Source organism: Rhodococcus sp. T7, assembly GCF_009872365.1.
GTDB lineage: Bacteria > Actinomycetota > Actinomycetes > Mycobacteriales > Mycobacteriaceae > Rhodococcus_F.
Map to the genome: position 1 here is coordinate 1 of NZ_WXYH01000040.1, position 19,649 is coordinate 19,649.

19 protein-coding genes and 1 pseudogene are annotated in these 19,649 nt (G+C 69.6%); 8 read left to right on the top strand and 12 right to left on the bottom strand.

Annotation, left to right across the window (positions count from 1 at the left end; all coding sequences use genetic code 11):
* Positions 1–140: 140 nt before the first annotated feature.
* From MLGJGCBP_RS05940 to pnuC, 3 genes are read right to left on the bottom strand one after another with little or no spacing between them, the layout of a single operon-like run.
* The gene (locus tag MLGJGCBP_RS05940; RefSeq protein WP_236580942.1) at positions 141–836 is read right to left on the bottom strand and encodes an NUDIX hydrolase; all 696 of its coding nucleotides are present in this window, start codon (positions 834–836) and stop codon (positions 141–143) included.
* A gap of 3 nt (positions 837–839) precedes the next feature.
* Entirely contained in the window at positions 840–1,925 is a 1,086-nt protein-coding gene (locus MLGJGCBP_RS05945; RefSeq protein ID WP_160094433.1) for an AAA family ATPase, read from the bottom strand.
* A gap of 5 nt (positions 1,926–1,930) precedes the next feature.
* A complete protein-coding gene (gene pnuC, locus MLGJGCBP_RS05950; RefSeq protein WP_160094434.1) occupies positions 1,931–2,572 on the bottom strand; it encodes a nicotinamide riboside transporter PnuC in 642 nt (213 codons plus the stop codon).
* A gap of 150 nt (positions 2,573–2,722) precedes the next feature.
* Here pnuC and MLGJGCBP_RS05955 point away from each other — a divergent pair, with 150 nt between their 5' ends.
* The 3 genes from MLGJGCBP_RS05955 (at position 2,723) to MLGJGCBP_RS05965 (ending at position 5,424) form a co-directional block, all read left to right on the top strand.
* Positions 2,723–3,898, top strand: a complete 1,176-nt coding sequence (locus MLGJGCBP_RS05955; RefSeq protein WP_160094435.1) for an acyl-CoA dehydrogenase family protein — start codon at positions 2,723–2,725, stop codon at positions 3,896–3,898.
* A 9-nt stretch (positions 3,899–3,907) separates the two neighbouring features.
* Positions 3,908–5,035: an acyl-CoA dehydrogenase family protein gene (locus MLGJGCBP_RS05960; protein WP_160094436.1), complete on the top strand. Its 1,128-nt coding sequence runs from the start codon at positions 3,908–3,910 to the stop codon at positions 5,033–5,035.
* A gap of 185 nt (positions 5,036–5,220) precedes the next feature.
* Entirely contained in the window at positions 5,221–5,424 is a 204-nt protein-coding gene (locus tag MLGJGCBP_RS05965; RefSeq protein ID WP_012688808.1) for a hypothetical protein, read from the top strand.
* Positions 5,425–5,432: 8 nt separating this feature from the next.
* Here MLGJGCBP_RS05965 and MLGJGCBP_RS05970 read toward each other — a convergent pair whose 3' ends face one another.
* The 5 genes from MLGJGCBP_RS05970 to MLGJGCBP_RS05990 are packed head-to-tail and all read right to left on the bottom strand — an operon-like array spanning position 5,433 to position 12,682.
* Positions 5,433–6,593: a VWA domain-containing protein gene (locus MLGJGCBP_RS05970; protein ID WP_160094437.1), complete on the bottom strand. Its 1,161-nt coding sequence runs from the start codon at positions 6,591–6,593 to the stop codon at positions 5,433–5,435.
* Positions 6,590–8,767: a DUF5682 family protein gene (locus MLGJGCBP_RS05975; protein ID WP_160094447.1), complete on the bottom strand. Its 2,178-nt coding sequence runs from the start codon at positions 8,765–8,767 to the stop codon at positions 6,590–6,592. The genes MLGJGCBP_RS05970 and MLGJGCBP_RS05975 overlap by 4 nt, the downstream gene beginning before the upstream one ends.
* Before the next feature lie 11 nt (positions 8,768–8,778).
* Positions 8,779–9,882, bottom strand: coding sequence for an ATP-binding protein (locus MLGJGCBP_RS05980; RefSeq protein WP_087557097.1), 1,104 nt, complete (start codon positions 9,880–9,882; stop codon positions 8,779–8,781).
* Positions 9,879–11,354: a DUF5691 domain-containing protein gene (locus tag MLGJGCBP_RS05985; protein ID WP_160094438.1), complete on the bottom strand. Its 1,476-nt coding sequence runs from the start codon at positions 11,352–11,354 to the stop codon at positions 9,879–9,881. Before MLGJGCBP_RS05985 ends, MLGJGCBP_RS05980 begins: the two co-directional genes overlap by 4 nt.
* Positions 11,351–12,682 carry an SWIM zinc finger family protein gene (locus MLGJGCBP_RS05990; protein WP_160094439.1) on the bottom strand — a complete coding sequence of 444 codons (1,332 nt, stop codon included), beginning with the start codon at positions 12,680–12,682 and terminating at the stop codon, positions 11,351–11,353. Before MLGJGCBP_RS05990 ends, MLGJGCBP_RS05985 begins: the two co-directional genes overlap by 4 nt.
* Positions 12,683–12,808: 126 nt before the next feature.
* Between MLGJGCBP_RS05990 and MLGJGCBP_RS05995 the strand changes: the two genes are divergently transcribed.
* Complete coding sequence (locus tag MLGJGCBP_RS05995) at positions 12,809–13,324, top strand: SRPBCC family protein (RefSeq protein WP_160094440.1); 516 nt, start codon at positions 12,809–12,811, stop codon at positions 13,322–13,324.
* A gap of 10 nt (positions 13,325–13,334) precedes the next feature.
* Here MLGJGCBP_RS05995 and MLGJGCBP_RS06000 read toward each other — a convergent pair whose 3' ends face one another.
* Positions 13,335–13,691 carry an antibiotic biosynthesis monooxygenase gene (locus MLGJGCBP_RS06000; protein ID WP_072940196.1) on the bottom strand — a complete coding sequence of 119 codons (357 nt, stop codon included), beginning with the start codon at positions 13,689–13,691 and terminating at the stop codon, positions 13,335–13,337.
* A 69-nt stretch (positions 13,692–13,760) separates the two neighbouring features.
* The gene (locus MLGJGCBP_RS06005) at positions 13,761–14,264 is read right to left on the bottom strand and encodes a GNAT family N-acetyltransferase (protein ID WP_160094441.1); all 504 of its coding nucleotides are present in this window, start codon (positions 14,262–14,264) and stop codon (positions 13,761–13,763) included.
* 193 nt (positions 14,265–14,457) lie between these two features.
* Here MLGJGCBP_RS06005 and MLGJGCBP_RS06010 point away from each other — a divergent pair, with 193 nt between their 5' ends.
* From MLGJGCBP_RS06010 to MLGJGCBP_RS06020, 3 genes are read left to right on the top strand one after another with little or no spacing between them, the layout of a single operon-like run.
* A complete protein-coding gene (locus MLGJGCBP_RS06010; protein WP_160094442.1) occupies positions 14,458–14,979 on the top strand; it encodes a MarR family winged helix-turn-helix transcriptional regulator in 522 nt (173 codons plus the stop codon).
* The gene (locus tag MLGJGCBP_RS06015) at positions 14,972–16,771 is read left to right on the top strand and encodes an AMP-dependent synthetase/ligase (protein ID WP_160094443.1); all 1,800 of its coding nucleotides are present in this window, start codon (positions 14,972–14,974) and stop codon (positions 16,769–16,771) included. The genes MLGJGCBP_RS06010 and MLGJGCBP_RS06015 overlap by 8 nt, the downstream gene beginning before the upstream one ends.
* Positions 16,772–16,788: 17 nt before the next feature.
* Positions 16,789–17,640: a patatin-like phospholipase family protein gene (locus MLGJGCBP_RS06020; protein WP_160094444.1), complete on the top strand. Its 852-nt coding sequence runs from the start codon at positions 16,789–16,791 to the stop codon at positions 17,638–17,640.
* 3 nt (positions 17,641–17,643) lie between these two features.
* Here the strand turns inward: MLGJGCBP_RS06020 and MLGJGCBP_RS54190 are convergent, their stop codons facing one another.
* Entirely contained in the window at positions 17,644–18,438 is a 795-nt protein-coding gene (locus MLGJGCBP_RS54190; protein ID WP_236580943.1) for a lipase family protein, read from the bottom strand.
* Between the two features lie 574 nt (positions 18,439–19,012).
* On the opposite strand from MLGJGCBP_RS54190, the gene MLGJGCBP_RS06030 reads away from it, so the two are divergent.
* Complete coding sequence (locus tag MLGJGCBP_RS06030) at positions 19,013–19,507, top strand: GNAT family N-acetyltransferase (RefSeq protein ID WP_160094445.1); 495 nt, start codon at positions 19,013–19,015, stop codon at positions 19,505–19,507.
* 4 nt (positions 19,508–19,511) lie between these two features.
* On the opposite strand, the pseudogene glnQ reads toward MLGJGCBP_RS06030, so the two are convergent.
* A pseudogene (glnQ, locus tag MLGJGCBP_RS06035) lies at positions 19,512–19,649 on the bottom strand (glutamine ABC transporter ATP-binding protein GlnQ); the annotation flags it as partial.

A 19,649-nucleotide genomic window follows, 5' to 3' on the forward strand; every position in this document is an offset into this window, starting at 1 on the left:
CCGTTCGTCCTCGCTGACGCTGCGGGCGCTGCGTCCCGCCCCGCGGCCCGGATCGACGCCGTCCACCCACAGGCCCCGAAACCAAAACACCCAGATGCCAGCACTTGACTACCCACCCCCTTTTCAGGGATGACAAGTACTCACGGGCGGGGGATCGGCGGGTGCAGGGTGGTGGCGTCGCCGGGCCGGTACAGCTGGGCGCGCCTGCCGCCCGTGGACGCGGCGTCGGCCACGCCCTCGACGGGTTCGACGAATCCGCGCGTCCCCAGGACCTTGCGTCGGAAGTTCGCGCGGTCCCACGTCACGTCCCACACGGCCTCGTACACCGTCTGGAGGTCCCGGATCGAGAACGGGGACTCGACGAAATGGGTTGCCAACGTGGTGTATTCGAGTTTCGACCGCACCCGCTCGAGGGCGTCGGCGAGGATCTGCGCGTGGTCGAACGCCAGCGACTCGCGGGACGCGTCCTCGACCGGCATCCAATAGGCGTCGGCGGCGTCGGAACCGGCGGACGGCTCCGGCAGATTCGGCGCGAACGCCACGAACACCACCGACACGACCCGCATGCGCGGGTCGCGGCCCGGCTCGCTGTACGTCGCCAACTGTTCGAGGTGACCGGGAAAGCTGTCGAGTCCGGTCTCCTCCGCCAGTTCGCGTCGCGCCGCGACCTCCGCCGATTCGTCGGCGTGGACGAAACCGCCGGGCAGCGCGGGCATCCCCCGGAACGGCTCCTCGCCCCGCCGCACCAGCAGGACCGACAGCGAGGAGGCGCGCAGCGTGAACATCGCGAGATCGACGGTCACGGCGAACGGTGGGTAGTCGGATGCGTCGTACACCTGTCAGCCTCCCAGCGGTGCGGCGAACGTCGATCGGTGGGCGAGTGCCTGTTCAGTGACCTGCGTCGCGAGGTCGAGGCGCTCTGCCCGGCTCCCGGTCAGCATCACCCACGACCGTCCGGCGGCGGTGAGTGCGTCGACGAACCACTCTGTCATCTCCTCCCGGATCGACTCTCCGTCCCGCAACCCATCCTGCACGAAGGGGACACCGACGTGGTCGGTAATGAGGTACAGGGCGTGGCGCCCCGGCCGGTGGTCGAGCGCGCGGGTGCTGCCGGAGCCGAGGTAGCGCCGCTCCCACACGGTCGTCGCTTCTGCGTCGGTGTCGCAGATCGTCAGGGGCGACCCCGACCGCGCTCCCGCCTCTTCCCACTCGTTCTGGATGCGGGCGATGTCGGCGAAATCCTGCCCGGTCCAGACGAGGTCGTCGACGCCGGCGGACGCGTCGGTGGCGCGGGCTGTCGCCAGCTTGTCGGCGGTTGCCGTACGACCGTATTCGGGCACCCAGTGCGTGCGCCGCCAGATCCCGCCGCGGGCGCGGAAGCGCTGCGCCAGTGCGTGACTGACGGTGGTGGTGCCGGTGGATTCCGCGCCGAGCACCACGATCCGGGTGGTCAGCAGCGCCTGCGCGGGCGCATCCAGGTGTTCCCAGTTGCCGGCGAGGTCGCCTCGACAGCCGGTTCCCGAAATCGGGAACCGGACCCGCTCGGGGTCGACGGGGACGTGGACGGCGTCGAACCAGCGGGCGAGTTCGTCGCCGTACTTCTCACTCGACACGACCACGTCGACGGCGATGCCGGTGACCTGTCGCACCGCGGCGCGCATGCACGCCACCTGCGCGGCCCACACCGGTCGCGACGCGAGGTCCATCGGGGCGTCGCACGCGATTCCGGTCACGGTCACCGTGCGGTCCCGTGCATGAGACTCGGCGAGGCAGGACACTCTGTCCGCCAAGGGAATCGACTCGGCCCGGGACGCCATCACCACCACCGTGACCCGGGCGGCGACCCGCGCCGCCTCCTGGATCAGCAGGTGGTGCCCGGCGTGCGGGGGATAGAACTTTCCGATCACGAGTGTGTGGTCGTGCATGTCGGTCACCGGCCCGCGGTGGTCGCGAGGGCGGGCAGTCCCGAAGACTGGCGCCACTCGAGGAGACCGCGGACGCAGAGCACGAGGAAACCGACGTACAGCAGGGTCGTCAGCGTCAGACCCTTGTGCAGGTAGAGCGGGACGTAGACGAGATCGGCCGCAATCCACAGCAGCCACGATTCCCAGCGTTTGTTCACCTGTCCCCAGGTGGCCAGCAGCGAGAGGGCCGTGGTGACGGCGTCCCAGAACGGGACCGTGGACGACGTCGCCGTGTGCAGGAGCATGGTCAGGGCGGCGGTGCCGATGATGCCGGCCACGGCGAGCAACCGCCACTCTTCCCGCGACGTCCCGGTGACGGGCAACGGGTTGCCGGCGCGACCGCGGATCCACCGGATCCACCCGGCCGCGGCGAGCGCGATGTAGACCAGTTGGAGGGCCGAGTCCGCGAAGAGTCCGGCCGCGTAGAACAGCAGGATCCAGACCAGGTTGTTCGCGATTCCGATCGGCCAGTTCCAGGCGGACTGCCGGGCGACGAGCCAGACGCACACCGCGCCCGACGCGAAACCGAGCACTTCGGCCCAGCTGGTCGTCGTCCCGAACGACGTCACCGCGGCCGAATTCAGCCAGTCGACGAGTAGTGCGATCACGGGAACTCCTTGTAGTCGTAGTGACTACGGGACCGTATCACCGACGTGGTCAAACTGACTACAACTAGGGAGGTCGTGGTGTCCCGCGGGAGGTGGGGGTACCGTCGGGAAACACAACATGAATCCGACCTCGAGTGCGAAGGAATTCCGATGAATCTGGCCTTGACCGACGAGGAGCTGGCGTTCCGCGACGAGATGCGAACGTTCTTCACCACGCAGATTCCGGCGGAGATCCGCGAGCGGTATGCGCGGGGCGAAGAAGTGGGGAAAGAAGGCTTCATCGAGTCTCAGCGGATTCTGAACGCCAACGGGCTCGCGACGCCGCACTGGCCGGTCGAGTGGGGCGGCCGCGACTGGACGCCGGTGCAGAAGCACATCTGGCTCGACGAGCTGCAGCTCGCGTCGGTGCCCGAGCCGCTCGCGTTCAACACCAGCATGGTCGGCCCCGTCATCGCGGCGTTCGGTTCGCAAGAGCAGAAGGAGAAGTTCCTTCCCGCGACCGCCAACCTCGACATCTGGTGGTGCCAGGGATTTTCCGAGCCCGAGGCCGGTTCCGACCTGGCATCGCTGAAGACCCGCGCCGTCCGCGACGGCGACGACTACGTGATCAACGGCCAGAAGACGTGGACCACCCTCGCGCAGCACGCCGACTGGATCTTCGTCCTCGCCCGCACCAACCCGGACGCCCCCAAGAAGCAGGCCGGCATCTCGTTCATCCTCGTCGACCTGAAGACGCCGGGCGTCACGGTGCGCCCGATCAAGCTGATCGACGGCGGCCACGAGGTCAACGAGGTCTTCTTCGAGGACGTGCGCGTGCCCGCCGACAATCTCGTGGGTGAGGAGAACCAGGGCTGGAGCTACGCCAAGTTCCTGCTCGGCAACGAGCGCGCCGGCGTCACCCGCCTGGGATTCTCCAAGGTCCGGCTCGCGCAGGCGAAGAAGCGCGCCGCGGAGATCTCGGTCGGCGAGGGGACGCTGCTCGACGACCCGTTGTTCGCGGCCCGCATCGCGGAACTGGAGAACGAGATCATCGCGCTCGAGCTCACCCAGCTGCGGGTGGTGGCGAGTTCGGCCGACGGCAAGCCGAACCCGGCGTCGTCGCTGCTGAAGCTGCGCGGGTCCGAACTGCAGCAGGCGACCCTCGAGCTGCTGACCGACGTGGCGGGCCCCGACTCGCTTCCCTTCGCCGCCGGTGACGGCATCTCCTCACCGCTCTGGGCGCAGCGGACGGCACCGACGTATCTGAACTACCGCAAGGTTTCCATCTACAGCGGATCGAGCGAAGTGCAGCGCAGCATCATCGCCTCCTCGATCCTCGGATTGTGAGGGCGTGACATGGACTTCGAACTGACCGACGAACAGAAACTGCTGCGCGACACCACCCGTGAACTGCTCGGCCGCAGCTACGACGCGGAGAAGCGCAACGCCGTCACCGACACCGAGCAGGGGTGGAGCCCGCAGGTGTGGAAGCAACTCGCCGAGGTGGGTCTGCTGGGTCTGAGCTTCGACGAAGAAGACGGCGGAATGGGCGCCGGACCTGTCGAGGTGGCATCGGTGATGACCGAGATCGGCCGTCGTCTCGCGCCTGAACCCGTCCTCGACGCCGTGCTCGTGCCCGGCGGCCTGATCGCTGCGGCCGGCAGCGCCGAGCAGCGTCGCCGGATTCTCCCGGACGTCTCCGAGGGCAACCTCCTGCTGGCCTTCGCCGATCGGGAACCGGGCGTGCGCTGGCCGTCGGGCCGGGTGTCCACGACGGCGACGAAGGACGGCGACGCGTGGACCCTGACGGGTACGAAGAATCCGGTTCCGCACGGCGGCAGCGCGAACACTCTGGTCGTCAGTGCTGCTCTCCCGGACGGCGGGGTCGGACTGTTCCTCGTCGACGGCGACGCCACCGGTCTGACCCGCACCGCCTATGCGACCCACGACGGACTGCGGGCCGCACAGGTGGAACTGTCCGGTACCCCGGCCGAGCCGCTCGGTGAGGGCGGCGACGCGTCTTCGGCGATCGAGGGCGCGCACATCCGGGCGCAGGCGGCACTGTGCGCGGAGGCCGTCGGCGCGATGGAGGAGGCGTTGCGGCTGACGACCGAGTACCTGAAGACGCGAAAGCAGTTCGGCGTCCCGATCGCGAAGTTCCAGACCCTCACCCACCGCGCGGCCGACATGTACGTGCTGCTGGAACTGGCCCGCAGCATGAGTTTGTACGCGACGATGTCGCTGGCCGACGGAACAGTGGACCCGGTGGTCGCGTCCCGCGCCAAGCTGCAGATCGGCCGGTCGGCCCGCACGATCGGGCAGGAAGCGATCCAGATGCACGGCGGCATCGGCATGACCGCCGAGTACCCGGTCGGGCATTACGTGAGCCGGCTGACCGCGATCGAGCACACCCTCGGCGGCTCCGACGACCACCTGCGGGTGCTCGCGGCGGCGACGACCCAGGGCACCGTCAGCATCATCTAGCTTCGCCCGTGAGTACTTGTTAACCGCCCGCGGTTAACAAGTACTCACGGGCGAAGGTCTCGGATTGGTATCGGAAAGAGCGTTTTCGACGTGTCGCACGAGGACCCCCGTGTGACGCAGCTAACGTTCTGCGCGCACATCAGAACTCACGGGGGATGTACGTATCTCGGTGAAGGAGCGTTGTCATGGGGTCCGGTCCAGTCAAAGCGATCATGTGGAGCCTGCTCGTCGTGGGACTCGTCGGTGCGGGAGTCGGGATCTCCGAACTGCACGTCCCGTGGACGGTCGCGTCGTTGATCGTCGCGTCGGTGTCCGGCCTGGTCCTGCTCAGGATCCGCGCCGACGCGCATCCCGAACTGCACAGCGAGCGCCGGATGGCTGCCGGCTGACCCCGCCGTCACCCCTGCTGGAGACCGTCCGCCCACCTGCCGATGTCGCCGCGTTCGAGTGCGAGCGCCAGCAGTTCCGGGAACTTGTCCGGCGTGCAGGCGAACGCGGGAATGCCGAGCGCGCCGAGGGCCGCCGCGTTGTCGTGATCGAACGACGGGGCGCCGTCGTCGGACAGCGCGAGCAGCACCACCACCTGGACGCCGGCGTTCTTCATCGCCGCCATCCTGCGCAGCATCTCCGCGCGTATCCCACCCTCGTACAGGTCCGAGATCAGCACGAACAACGATTCCGCCGGCCTGTCGATCAGTGACTGGCTGTAGGCGATTGCCCGGTTGATGTCGGTGCCGCCGCCGAGTTGCGTGCCGAACAGCACGTCGACGGGATCGGACAGCTTGTCGGTGAGGTCGACGACCGCCGTGTCGAACACGACCAGCGACGTCTTCAGCGCGCGCATCGACGCGAGCACCGCTCCGAACACGGACGCGTACACGACGCTCGACGCCATCGAGCCGGACTGGTCGATGGCGAGGACGACGTCGCGGTGCACGGCCTGCGAGCGGCGGCCGTAGCCGATCAACCGCTCCGGCACCACCGTCTTGTGCTCGGGCAGGTAGTGCGCGAGGTTGGCGCGGATCGTGCGATTCCAGTCGATATCGCGGTACCGGGGATTGGTGATGCGGGCCGAGCGGTTCAGTGCACCGGTGACGGCGGTCCTGGTCTTCTGCGCGATCCGGTCCTCGACCTCCCGGATCACCTTCTCGACGACCATCCGGGCGGTGGCCTTGCTGGTCTCGGGCATCACCCGGTTCAGGCTCAGCAGGGTGCCGACGAGGTGGACGTCCGGTTCGACGGCGTCGAGCAGTTCTGGTTCGAGGAGCAGCTGAGTGAGGCCGAGCCGGTCGATGGCGTCCTTCTGCATCACCTGCACGACGCTGCTCGGGAAGTAGGTGCGGATGTCGCCGAGCCAGCGCGCGACCTTCGGCGCCGATCCGCCGAGACCCGCAGTGCGGCGGCGGCTCTTCGACCCCTCACTGCTGGTGTCGTAGAGCGCGGCCAGTGCGCCGTCCATCGCCGCGTCCGTTTTCGACGCCAGTCCGCCGGTGGATTCTTCGGCGGCGTTGCCGAGCAGCAGCCGCCACCGTCGTAGCCGTTCCGCGTCTTCGGTCACGACGTCACCCCCAGGATGTCGGCGACGGTGCGGATCGCGACGGTGCCGCGCCGGGCATCGACCTCGGCGGGAGCATCGGCCGTGGAGCCGCCCTCCACGGACTGTCCGATGGCTCGGCGTTCCCCGGTCTCGAAGCTGCCGAATGTGCGCCGCAGCAGCGGCAGCACGTCGACGAAATCCTGCTCGCGCAGCCCCGACACCCACCCGTCGAGCAGGCGCAGCAGCTGCCGGTCGTGGACCAGCAGCAGGCCTCCGCCGCCGAGGAAGCCGTCGACCCACCCGGCCTTGGCGGCCGGTTCGGCGCCGACGGACAGCGCCCGCGACAGCCGGGTGGCGGCCTCGGTTTCGTTGACGGCGCCCGCGTCGCGGAGCAGCCGGACCATGCGCCCGATCACGAGGCCGTTCACGTCGCTGCGGTCGACGAGGCCGGTGAGCGTGTCGAGCCACCGCGCCGACGCACGGTCGTCGTCCCGCAGCATCACCGCCGCGTGGACGTCGTCGACGGCGCGGCGTAGGTCGAGGGCGCTGTCGTCGTCCAGGCCGGACAGCGCCGACGGCAGTCCCGCGCAGATGCGGACGAGCAGGCTGTCGGTGACGCGGGTGAGCGACGAGACGTCGGTGCCGCGGACGTCGCCGTACCGCAGGGTGCGGGTGAGCGCGGGCAGCGCGTCCATCAGGTGCATGACGTCGTGGTCGAGCGTGGCCGCGGTCTCCAGCGCGCGCAACAGTTCGGCCAGGGCGTCGCCGAGATCCGACAGCAGCGCCTGCTCGAGCAGTCCGGTGAGCCGGGCGAGGGAGACGTCGCGGGCCGCCGCTTCCTCACGCACCTTCGCCGTGGCTGCGGCCTCGACGGTGGTGCCCCACAGCGACGCCTCGATGATCGACACCGCCAGTTCGGGTTGCCAGGTGAGCGACCACGTCTCACGGAACGTGCCGGTGCCGCGGACTTCACTCTCGGCCGGGGTGCCCCAGTCGACACCGAGGATCTGCAGTCGGTGCAGCAGCCGGGACCGCGCGACGTCGTTGTCCCGGCGGAGATCGAGGTCGATGGTCTTCTCGGCGGCCTGCTGCTTGAGCCGCAGCGTCTTCGCCCGGGCACGGAGGTCGGCGTCGAGGGGAACCGTCGGGGTGTCGTCCGGGACGGCGCCGAGGGCCTCGCCGACGACGAGACGACGCGTGATCAAGTCGAGCAGAACGTCGTCCCCGTCGCACATCACGGCGCGGGTCGCCTCGGTGACCTCGGAGAGACCGGCCAGCGGCCGCGCCCGTAACGCGGCCAACGTGTCTGCGAGACGGACGGATTCGATGACGTGCGCACTCGACACCGGAAGGTCCTCGTCCCGCAGCACCCGCGCGACCTTCGTGAGCCATCGGGTGATCGTGCGGTCCGGGGCGGTGAACAGGTGGTGGTACCAGCCGGGGGAGGTGATGCCCGCGCCGTATCCGGACGCCGTGGACAGCCGCGAATGCGTCCACGGCACCCACGTCAGCGAGGTCTTGATCTTGGGGATTCCCTTGAGGATTCGTGCATCCGCGGCGGCCGGCCCGAGGGGACCGGCGAGTGCCGGGGCGTGCCAGGCGCCGCACACCACCGCGATCCGCGAGGCGCCGCCCTTGATCACCTTCCGCAGGGTCTGGCGCATGTACGCCTCGCGCCTGCTTGTGGGTTCGTCGAGTTCGACGGTGTCCCGCAGCGCGGTCATGGCGTCGGTGATCGCGTCGAACGAGTCTGCGCCCGAACCGGATTCGATGACGGCGTCCCACCAGCGTTCGGTGTCGTCGTAGCCGGCCGCCGCGGCCAGCGCCGCCAGCGGATCCTCGGAACGGGACTCGGCGAGGTCGGCGGCGAGGGTGTTGGCGGCCGGAAGGTCGCAGAAGCGCACCTCGACGCCGCGCCCGGCCGCCCACGACAGCGCCTGCCACTCCGGGGAGAACACAGCGAACGGCCAGAACGCCGCCGTTCGGGGTTCGCCGGTGGCATACGCAAGCAGCGCCACCGGAGGTTCCATGGTGTCGGACGCGGTCAACGCGACCAGCGGATCGGCGTCCGCGGGCCCTTCGATCAGGACGGCGTCGGGGACGAACTCGTCGAGCGCGCGACGCACCGATCGTGCGGAACCGGGCCCGTGGTGGCGGATGCCGAAGACACGGACGTCGCCCGCCGGCGGGCTCATCGCCCTGGTGGTCACCCGGTGACCTCGCGGCACGCCCGGTAGAAGTCGGCCCAGCCCTCCCGCTCGCGGACCACGGCCTCGAGGTATTCGGTCCACACCACCCGGTCGGCCACCGGGTCCTTCACCACGGATCCGAGGATTCCCGCGGCGACGTCGGAGGGACGGAGCACCCCGTCACCGAAATGCGCGGCGAGCGCGAGTCCGTTGGTCACCACGGAGATCGCCTCCGCCGTCGACAGCGTTCCGGACGGGGACTTCAGCTTGGTGCGGCCGTCGCCGGTGGCGCCGGATCGCAGTTCCCGGAACACGGTGACCACCCGCCGGATCTCGTCGTCCGTCGCCGGGACCTCCGGCAGTTCCAGCGAGGACCCGAGTTGCTCGACCCGCCGCGCGACGATGGCGACCTCGTCCTCCTCGCTGGCGGGCAGGGGCAGGACGACCGTGTTGAAACGCCTGCGCAGCGCGGACGACAGGTCGTTGACGCCGCGGTCGCGGTCGTTGGCGGTGGCGATCAGGTTGAAACCCCGGGTGGCCTGAACCTCGGTGCCCAGTTCGGGGATCGGCAGTGTCTTCTCCGAGAGCACGGTGATGAGCGCGTCCTGCACGTCGGCGGGAATGCGGGTCAGCTCCTCGACCCGCGCGATCCGCCCGCCCTGCATCGCCGTCATGACCGGGGACGGAACGAGTGCGCCCGCGGTGGGTCCCTCGGCGAGGAGCCTCGCGTAGTTCCAGCCGTACCGGATGGCCTCCTCGGGTGTGCCCGACGTTCCCTGGACGAGCAGGGTCGACTCGCCGGACACCGCCGCCGACAGGTGTTCGGACACCCACGTCTTGGCCGTCCCGGGCACGCCGAGCAGAAGCAGGGCGCGGTCGGTGGCGAGTGTCGCGACCGCTACCTCGATCAGCCGCCGGGGACCGACGTATTTGGGGGTGATGACGGTGCCGTCGTCGAGTTCGCCGCCGAGCAGGTACGTCACGACCGCCCACGGCGACAACTTCCACGACGGTGGCCGGGGCCGGGTGTCCTGCGCGGCGAGGGCGGCGAGTTCGTCGGCGTAGGCCTGCTCGGCGTGGGGTCGTAGCAGGTCGGCCGGGACGGCCGCGATCTCGGTCACTCGAGCTCCTTCAGGACTGTTCTGCGATGGTCGATGTTGGCGGCGACGGTGGCGAACGCCTGCTGCCAGCCCGGGTCGCGGGTGCGTTCGGCGGCCGTCCGGAGCAGCGGCGCCGCAGCGAACGGGAAGTGCGTTTCCGCGCTGCGGAGGGTCGAGTAGTGGCTGTGCCTGGAGAACTGCCCGAGGTCCTTGCCGGTCTCGGCGTGCCGCCCGGCCACGTCCTCGAGGCGGGCGATCACCCGCTCGGCGAGGTCGAGCGGCCACGGGTGGGGCAGCCCCTCGAACAGCGCGGCGCCGTCGACGCCCAGCAGGTAGCTGTCGGCGTGGCCCGACAGAATGTAGGCGAGCCGTTCGCGGGCGGGGACGATCGGCACCACGCGACGCTCGGTCTTGCGCCCCTCGCGGTGCAGCAGGGCGGACGCCCAGCGCGGATTGCGCTGGAGCACGGTGGCGTTGGTCCACGCCTCCATCATCACCTCCCGCCATTGGTCTTCGATCCGGATCTCCAACGCGCCGGCGGCCGAGCCGATCATGCCTTCCCACACCGACAGGGGGGCGGCGGTGACCACCATCCGCAACCACCAGCTGCGGATTCCCTTGTTCTTGAAGTGGACGTCCTCGATTCCGTCGCGACGGGCCGAATCGTCCAGGGAACCGGGCATGTTCACCACGAGACGGGTGCGCAGCGGCTTCTTCTCCACCCGCACCCATGCGCGGGCGCGGGCGCCCATCCGCTCGGCGTACGCGGAGTTCGGCAGCTGGCGCAGCAACTGGACCGCCTGCTGACGCACCTCTTTCCGCCGGTCGTCGAGTGCGTGCTCGAGCAGGGCGGCGTCGGCGTCGCCGAGCCCGGTGCCCAGGACCGCGATGAACGCCGCCCGGTGCTCGCCCCGTTCGGTATCCCAGGTGCGGCGCAATTCGGCCATCGCGATCGCCGGGTTCACCGCCCGCATCGTCGTGAGCCACAGCAGCCGTTCCTGGTGCGCGCCGTGCGTCCACACGTCGGTGCGATCGGACCGCCGGACCAGCATCGACCAGTCCGGGTTCTGCGCCGCGAGCCACTGACCGCGGGGGCCTGCCAATCGCAGGATGCTCTCGCGGTGGGTGTCGTTCGTGCGTGCCACCGCCATCAGGTCGGCGACGAGATGATCGGGCGCGCGGTATCCCCGCTCGGCGACCACCGCGAACCACTCGGTGAGGGTCCAGGACTTGGCGGCGAGCAACTGCATCAGGTGCGCGGCGGACGCGGGCGGCAACTGCAGCCGCGGATCGTCCTCGGCGGGCGCGGGCAGTACGCGGGTGGCGGCGGCGACTCCGCCGTCGCGGTATGCGTTTTCGAGTGCGGCCGCGCCCAGCAGGGTCTCCGCCGGGTCGCCGCCGACCGACTGCGCCAGTTCGCCGGTGGCCAGACCCTCGAACGAGGGGGCGGATCGTGCCGTGCCGAGCAGGGCGGCGGACAGGAGTTCGCTCATCGCCGACTCCTCGCGGTCGACGGCGGGCCGGCCACGAGCGGGTACACGTCGCCGCGGTCGAACACCGACACGGGAACGAGGGAGTCGCTGGTCCACTCCCCGAACACGGTGACGGGACTGCCGCCGGACATTCCGAGCAGCCGCCACAGGACCGGATCCTCGCCGGACAGCGGCAGTGCGCGTCCCTGCCCGTCGACGACGAACCAGCTTCCGCCGTCGTATGCCGGGGTGACACCGGTGAGCAGGGCGGGCCACGAGCGGATCCACGGGTCGGCCCCGACCGCGGCGGCGAAGTCGTCGAGTGCGGTGTCGATGTCGCTCGGTGCGACCGTGGTGAACGGTTCGGGCGTCTGGTGGGTGTCGCCGAACTGGGCGCGCAGCGGCGCGGCGCCGGGGTAGAAGTGCAGGGTGGCGTCGACGAGCGATCCGAGCGGCGGGATCACCGTCGAGAAGTGGGCGGAGCCGTGCGCGAAGTCCAGGAGGATCGCGCGGCGACCGTGGTCGCGGCCGAGCAACCACACCTTGCGGGTGAAGAGGCGCTTCTCCTCGGTGGTCTGCATGCCCAGCACCATCCACCGGTCGCGGACTCCCGGCTCGCCGCGCACGCTGTCGGTGGCCACCGGGTAGCCGACGTGCGAACGCACCGACGCCTGCAACGGTTCCGGCAGTTCGCTCAGTCGGCGATGGGCGACGACGAGAAGGTGCAGCCTGGCGTATTCGCGGAGCAACCGGTCCGGCCAGTCGGCCCGGGTGGCCACGACGATCGGAAGGCGGCGCAGGGTGGACGCGATCCCGGGCGCCTGCGCGTCGACCATGCGGGCCGCGATGGCGTCGAACGCGGACGCCGAGATGTCGGCCGCGCCGAGGCCGCCCCGGATCTGGTCGGTGAGCCACAGGTCGAGTTCGTCGAGGCCCGCCGCCACCCGCTCGGCCCGGCGCTCCGCGGATTTGGCGCCCGACGCCGTGGTGACCGGTGCCGCCGCGGTGCGCACCGCGGCGGCCCGCCCGGCCCGCCGGCTCAGCCAGTCGTTCGCGAACTCGGGCGGTTCGGACTGCTCCGGAACGCTGCCCTGCGACCAGATCAGCAGTAGTCCGAGCGCGTGCTTGCACGGAAACTTCCGGCTCGGGCACGAGCAGTGGTACGCCGGACCGGTGAGGTCGACCACCGATCGGTAGGGGCTCTTGCCGCTGCCTTGGCACAGTCCCCACAGTGCGTCGCCGTTGCCGCCCGTCTGCGACCACGAGGCCGACAGCTTTGTCGCGGCAGCGAGGGAGCCGGCATCGGGGGCCACCGATGCGACCTGTCCCTCCGACCAAGGCGACGTCACTCCGTCACCGTAGGGGAGTTGTCCGACAGGAAGGGAGGAGGGGCGCGGAATTGTCCGCCAACTTCGGTGTGGACGGCGGCCTCCCGTGTCAAGCTGTCGTCAGGTGCGACAGCGAGGAGTGGGCCGGTGATCCACGGAAGGTATTTCGAGTTCAAGGGTCGTCCCGCCGTGCGGTTCCGGTGCACGTACCCGTTCGACGTTCAGAGGCTGTGGGAGGCCGTGTCGGAGCCGGACGAACTCGAGCGCTGGTTTCCGTCACGGGTCCGGCTCGACACCTACGCCGGCGGCGACATCGAATTCTTCCCGGACCCGCACAGCGACCCCGAGACGGGGACGGTCCTCGTCTACGGCGCGCCGTGCACCCTGGCGTTCACCTGGGGCGGGGACGAGATCCACTTCGAGGTCGAGCCGACCGCGGAAGGGTGCGCACTGACGCTCGTGAACGTTCTCGAGGTCCGCAACACGGCGGCCAGGAACGCGGCCGGGTGGAGTGTGTGTCTCGCCGACCTCGACCGGCACCTCGACGGGGCGGACACTCCCGGTCATCGCCGTGATGCGTCCGCGGACTGGCGGCCGTTCTATCAGACCTACCTGGGGGAGGGGATGCCGTCGGGCGCGCCGATCCCGGGGGAGTCCGCCTGACGGCGGTTCGTCAGAGCCGGGGACGCTCGAACAGGCTCTCCACGTTCGACGCCGGCTCGTTCGGTGCCTCGACCGCGATGTTGCCGCCGGTCCTGAGCCACCCGTTTCGCAGTGAGGACGTCAACCAGTTGTCGAGTGCGGCTTGGGTTTCGAACTTCAGCACGATCACGCAGACATCGGAGGTGCTGCTCTCCTTGAGCCACCCGCCGCCGAGGAACCCGGGGAACAGCCGGGCGAGGCCGAGCCCGGTCTGAATCCAGTCGGCGAACTCCTCGTCGCAGCCGCGGAGGACCCGGCGGACGATGGTCGTCGTGACGGACGCATCCACAGGCTCGCCTGCCCTGGCGCCGTCGGCCGCGTTCTCCATCGTTTCCCTACCTCGGTTCCAGCTCACCCCCGTGACATGTTCAACATCAAACTACCAGCGGATTCGACGTCACAGGTCGTAGAAGGGCGCGGCGTACCGGAACGTGCCGGTGATGGACGGATCCCAGCATGCGAGCCGGCGTACCTGGAAGTGGGACGACCACGACGGCTGGTCCGGCTCGATCCCGGCCGACGTTCCGGAGACGAAGCCGAACCGCGGGTAGTAGTCGAGGTGACCGAGCAGCGCGACGAGCGGTTCGTCCCTGGCGTCGGCGGCGCCGAGCACGGCGTGCATCAGCGCCGAACCCACACCGGCGCGCTGGCGACCGGGGAGGACGCCGATCGGGCCGAGTGCGAGTACGTCCGTGGCGTCGACGGTCGCGCGGGTCAGGCAGACGTGGCCGACGACGGCTCCGTCGATCTCGGCGACGAGGGCCAGGTGCGGAATCCACGCGCCGCTCGACCGCAACAGGGTGACGAGTCCGACCTCGACGGGAGCGTCGCCGTCGAAGGCCTGCCGGTGCACCTCGGCCACCGCGTCGACATCGCCTGCATTCTCGCGTCTGATCAGCATGCGCACACAGTGCATCGGCCGGGCCGCAGGCCGCAACGGATTTTCCGGCGCCGGCCGTTGTCCGATCGGTAGCGGTGCACGAAAAGCGTTCTCCAATCGTGACCGTGTGACGTTTGCGGCCGAATGAATTTTCGGAGCATCGGTAGCAGTATGGGCAGAACGTGAGTCGAGCGAAGGACAACGGGAATCGGGGGTGCGGGTGGTCGACGCCAGGGTGGTCGGATACAGTTGCAGTGTGCAACACAACGAGGCCGAGCCGGAGGAAACGCCCGCATCGGGCGTGGTGGCCGTCCATGACGAACTCGTCCGCCTCGTCCGCCAACTGGTCGCTGGTGACCGCCCTCCCGTCGGATCCCCGACGTTCGCTCAACATTCGCTGCTCTCGTTCGTCGCCCGCAATCCGGGTTGCCGGGCCACCCAGATCTCGGACGCGTTCGGCGTGCACCGCTCCACCGTGTCGCGTCAACTCCGGGGCTGCATCGACGAGGGCTGGGTGCACGCCGAGCCGGGACCGCTCCGCAGCGGTCACCCGTTGAGCCTCACCGACGTCGGCGTCGCGGTGCTGGCCGGCGCGGACGCCCGCCGGGTGGAGGAGGTCCGCGACCGGGTGGCCTCGTGGTCGGACGGCGAGATCGCCGCGTTCGCCCGGCACCTCCGCAAGTTCCGCCAGGGCGGCGACACCGACGACAGCATCGGAGACGGCACCCGTGCGTGAGTACACCAGCGCTCCGACGTTCAGCGTGTCGGACCACGAGAACGCCGTGCTCCGGGTGTTCGCGCACGCCGAGAGCTACCCGGATCGGGTGATGTACACGCGTCCGGAGTCCGGCGGGTGGGTCGACGTGACGGCCAAGGACTTCGGCGCACTCGTCACCGGGGTCGCGAAGGGTCTGATCGCCAACGGGGTCCGCCCCGGCGACCGGGTGGCACTGCTGTCGTCGACCAGATTCGAATGGTCGCTGCTCGACTACGCGATCTGGGCGGCGGGCGCGGCGTCCGTCCCCATCTACGACTCCTCCTCCCACGACCAGATCCGGTGGATCATCGAGGATTCGGGGGCCGTCGCGGCGCTCGTGGAGACCCCGGCCCACGCGTCGAGTTTCGAGGGTGGTGGCATCCCCTACACGCTGAAGCGCATCCTCACCATCGACGAGGACGCGGTGGGCACGCTCATCAAGGACGGGTTGTCGATCGACGATTCCGAGGTGTTCAAGCGGGTGGTGGCGCTGACCGCCAACGACCTCGCGTCACTCGTGTACACGTCCGGCACCACGGGCCGTCCCAAGGGCTGCATCCTCACCCACCGGAACTTCCTGTCGGAGGTGCGGTCGTTGCTCGCGGCGCCGATCGGCGACGTCGCCCGACCGGGCAACCGGGTGCTGACGTTCCTTCCGCTGGCGCACGTGCTGGCGCGGGCGGTGTCGCTGGCGATGTTCGAAGGCGGCGCGACGCAGGCGCACTGGTCCGACTTCGGCACGGTCACGGATGAATTCGAGCGTTTCCGGCCCAACACCATCCTCGGTGTTCCCCGCGTGTTCGAGAAGGTGCGGGACGGTGCGGCCCGCAAAGCGGCGTCCGGTGGCGGCCTGCAGAAACGGATCTTCGACTTCGCCGAGGCCACGGCGGTGGCGTACAGCGAGGCCCAGGACACGGGCGGTGCGCCGCTGCGGCTCCGCCTCGAGCACGCGGTCGCCGACAAACTCGTCTACGCGAAACTCCGTGCCGCCCTGGGCGGCGAGTGCTGGTGGGCGATCTCGGGCGGCGGGGCGCTGATGCCGAGGCTCGGCCACTTCTTCCGCGGCATCGGGGTTCCGGTCTACGAGGGCTACGGACTCACCGAATCGACGGCCGCGCACTGTGTGAACGTCCCCGGCGCCCAGCGGATCGGGACGGTCGGTCAGCCGCTGGGCGGCAACAGTGTGCGCATCGCCGAGGACGGCGAGATCGAACTGCGCGGCGGCGTCGTGTTCGGCGGCTACTGGCGCAACGAACACGCCACCCGGGAAGTGCTGGACGACGGCTGGTTTCGCACCGGCGATCTCGGCGACCTGGACGAGAGCGGCTATCTCACCATCACCGGCCGGAAGAAGGATCTGCTGATCACCGCCGGGGGCAAGAACGTGTCGCCGGGCCCGCTCGAGGACCGGCTCCGCTCACACCCCCTCGTCTCGCAGGCGGTGGTGGTGGGCGACAGCCGCCCGTTCATCGGTGCCCTGCTGACCGTGGATCCGCAGGAATTCCGCAAGTGGAAATCCGCGCACGGCAAGTCGTCCGAAGCCACGGTGGCGGACCTGCGAGACGACGAGGAACTGCGCGGAGACCTGCAGGACGCCGTGGACGACGCGAACGCCACCGTCTCGCACACGGAGTCGATCAAACGGTTCGTCGTCCTGGACCGCGACCTCACGGAGGCAGGCGGGGAGCTGACCGCCACCCTGAAGATCAAGCGTCCCGTGGTGACCGAGCGCTTCGCGGACGACATTGCCGGCCTGTACCGCCGGGGCTGACCGGTTACGGTGGCCGCATGACAACAGCTTTCGTTCTGTCGGGTGGGGCGAGCCTCGGGGCAATCGAGGTCGGAATGTTGCAGACCCTGATCGGCAGGGGCATTCGGCCGGACCTCATCGTCGGCACGTCCGTCGGTGCGCTCAACGGCGCCTGGCTCGCCGGGGGTTCCTCCGACGCGGACCTGCGCGAACTGGCCGACCTGTGGCGCGGTCTCACCCGCAGCGCGGTGTTTCCCGCCGGATTGCTCACCGGATTCACCGGTTTCGTCGGGCTCCGCAACCATCTGGTCTCCAACCGCGCCATCAGGAAGTTGCTGGCGCAGCATCTCCGGTTCGAACGGATGGAGGACGCGCCGATCCCGTTGCACGTCATCGCCGTCGACGTGCTCACCGGCAAGGACGTCCGGCTGTCGACGGGGCCTGCCGTCGACGCCGTCACCGCGAGCGCGTCGCTGCCCGGCATCCTCCCGCCCGTGGTGATCGACGGCCGGGCGCTGATGGACGGCGGGGTCGTCAACAACACGCCCATCTCGCACGCGATCGAACTAGGGGCGACGACCGTGTGGGTACTTCCCACCGGATATGCCTGCACCCTGTCGAAGGTTCCCGGAAGTGCGCTGGGCATGGGGTTGCTCGGCGTGACGCTCGCGATCAATCAGCGGCTCGCGCTCGACATCGAGCGGTACGAGAGCGTCGCGGACATCCGGGTGGTGCCCCCGCTGTGCCCGCTGGACACGAGTCCCGCCGATTTCGGCGACGCCGACGAACTGATGACGCGGGCGCGGGAGCAGACGGCGACGTGGCTCGACGAGGCACGCGTCGCCGGGGTCGGGCAGGCCGATCTGCTGCTGCCGCACGCGCACGGGTAGCCGTCAGCGGCACCCCGTGGGCGTAGGCACTCCGGCCAGCCGGTCGTCGATCCACTGCACCACCTCGGGCAGCGCGAACACGGCGGCGGTGAGGTGCTCGCCGAACTGCGGGGCATAGGTGACGTCGGCACCGCCGCGGCACCACTCCTGCTGCAGTGTGATCACCCCGTCCTCCGGAATCCACTCGTCGCCGAGGAACACTCGCGAAGACCCGTGATACAGCAGCACCGGTGCGGTCGGGGTGAGCGCGCCCATCCGGTTCTCGGCGATCACCGTTCGGGCCGTGGGAGTGCCGAACGGGTCGGGGACGGCGGCGAACAGTTCGACGGGCAGCGCGGCGACCCCGGTCGGTGCGAGGGCCAGGATGCACTGGTCCTTCAGCGGCGACGTCGCCAGCGCCACGCCGAGCGGATTCGCCAGCATCAGCATCTCCGGGTATTCGCGGGCGAGCCCGAGGACGGCGGACAGGTACAGACCCGAACCGAGTTGGCCGTTCATCGTCCGGCGGAGCAACCCGAAATCGGCGGGGGTCCCGCCCGCGGCGGCGCCGGCGAGAGCGACGTCCGGCGCGTACGTCGGCTGCAGTTGCGCCGCCCAGCCGGTGGCGATCGCACCACCGCTGTATCCCGTAGCGAGAACCGGGCTGTCCGAGAGCCCGAGGCCGGGAAGCTGCCTCATGCCGCGGATGCTGTCGAGCACGGCATGACCCGCCATCCGTCCCGCGCTGTACGCCATCCGCGGTCCCTGGTGGTCGGGCACGAGTACCGCGTAGTTCTTCGCGAGGAACAGCGACAGCACCGGGGGGGATGTCCAGGTCGAGGGTCTGCCAGTCGTGCACCATCTTGTAAGACGGGGTGCACCGGGCACCCAGCGAGTCGATGGGCATGTTGTAGTCGAGCACCGGTCTCGGACCCGGCGCGGTCCACTCCGCCGTCGGCACCAGCACCGTCGCCGTCACCGGCACGGGACGGTCCTTGGAATCGTTGGACCGCACCATGATCTGGTGCGCCCGATGCGGGACCAGCTGGTTCGGCACCGCCCGAAGCGTCACTTCCCGTGAGCGGATGATCTCGCCGGCCGCGAAGTCCGCCACGTTCGGCGGCCACACGAAGAAGTCGTCGTCCAAGATCGGGGACGGGAGAATGGATTCGGGCCCGAGGGGCTGGGCGGCCCCCCGCGGAGGGTGGGCGCACACATACGCGGCCGCACAGGTGGACAGTGTCATCAGGACCACCGCACGAAACAGGTTCATCGCTACCACCGCCCTGAGGTAACTGTCCCAGGATGTAACTGTAACTCCAGTCACATCGTCGCAGATAGACACGGCTGCAGCGGTGGTTTGTTTTCGAAGCGGGATGGTTACTGTGTGTGCATGGCGGTCACCGTGGAGCGGGCAGAACTCGAGCAGGCTGAAGACATCGTTCAGATGCACTGGGACGCAGAGGATTGGCTCCTGGCCAGGGAAATCGATCCGCCCGCCCGCGGTGAGGTGTCGCTCGCCGACGTGCGCGAGCAGATCGAATTCGGGGAATGGCGAGTCGCGCGGTTCGCGGGGATCGTGGTGGGGGCGCTCCGGGTACTGCGATCCGATCCGGACGTGTGGCTCGAGGACGACATCCCGGCCGCGTACGTGGCCCGTGTCATGACCGACCGCAGGCACGCCAGCGCCGGGCTCGGCGCCCAGTTGCTGCGGTGGGTCGACGAGCACGCCCGCTCCGAGGATGCGTCCGTCGTGCGGATCGAATGCGTCGAAACCAACTCCCGGCTCCGCGACTACTACGAGGAGCAGGGATTCTTCCCGGTGGGTCGCCGGGACTTCGACGTGGAGTGGCCGAGCGTCGTGCTCATGGAGAAGACGCTGCGCTGACGGTTCACAGCGGGTCGAGAATCCGGTGCAGGAACTGTCGTAGTCGCGGCACGGTCGGATTGACGAGTACGTCCTTCGGGGTGCCGCGTTCGAGCACGACACCGTTGTCGACGAACAGCACCTGGTCGGCCACCTGCTGCGC

Bases quoted from the DNA above. Each gene is read 5' to 3' on its own strand.
- MLGJGCBP_RS05945 (WP_160094433.1), bottom strand. From the start codon at position 1,925: ATGCACGACCACACACTCGTGATCGGAAAGTTCTATCCCCCGCACGCC.
- MLGJGCBP_RS05955 (WP_160094435.1), top strand. From the start codon at position 2,723: ATGAATCTGGCCTTGACCGACGAGGAGCTGGCGTTCCGCGACGAGATG.
- MLGJGCBP_RS05960 (WP_160094436.1), top strand. From the start codon at position 3,908: ATGGACTTCGAACTGACCGACGAACAGAAACTGCTGCGCGACACCACC.
- MLGJGCBP_RS05965 (WP_012688808.1), top strand. From the start codon at position 5,221: ATGGGGTCCGGTCCAGTCAAAGCGATCATGTGGAGCCTGCTCGTCGTG.
- MLGJGCBP_RS05975 (WP_160094447.1), bottom strand. From the start codon at position 8,767: ATGAGCCCGCCGGCGGGCGACGTCCGTGTCTTCGGCATCCGCCACCAC.
- MLGJGCBP_RS05985 (WP_160094438.1), bottom strand. From the start codon at position 11,354: ATGAGCGAACTCCTGTCCGCCGCCCTGCTCGGCACGGCACGATCCGCC.
- MLGJGCBP_RS06000 (WP_072940196.1), bottom strand. From the start codon at position 13,691: ATGGAGAACGCGGCCGACGGCGCCAGGGCAGGCGAGCCTGTGGATGCG.
- MLGJGCBP_RS06005 (WP_160094441.1), bottom strand. From the start codon at position 14,264: ATGCTGATCAGACGCGAGAATGCAGGCGATGTCGACGCGGTGGCCGAG.
- MLGJGCBP_RS06020 (WP_160094444.1), top strand. From the start codon at position 16,789: ATGACAACAGCTTTCGTTCTGTCGGGTGGGGCGAGCCTCGGGGCAATC.
- MLGJGCBP_RS06030 (WP_160094445.1), top strand. From the start codon at position 19,013: ATGGCGGTCACCGTGGAGCGGGCAGAACTCGAGCAGGCTGAAGACATC.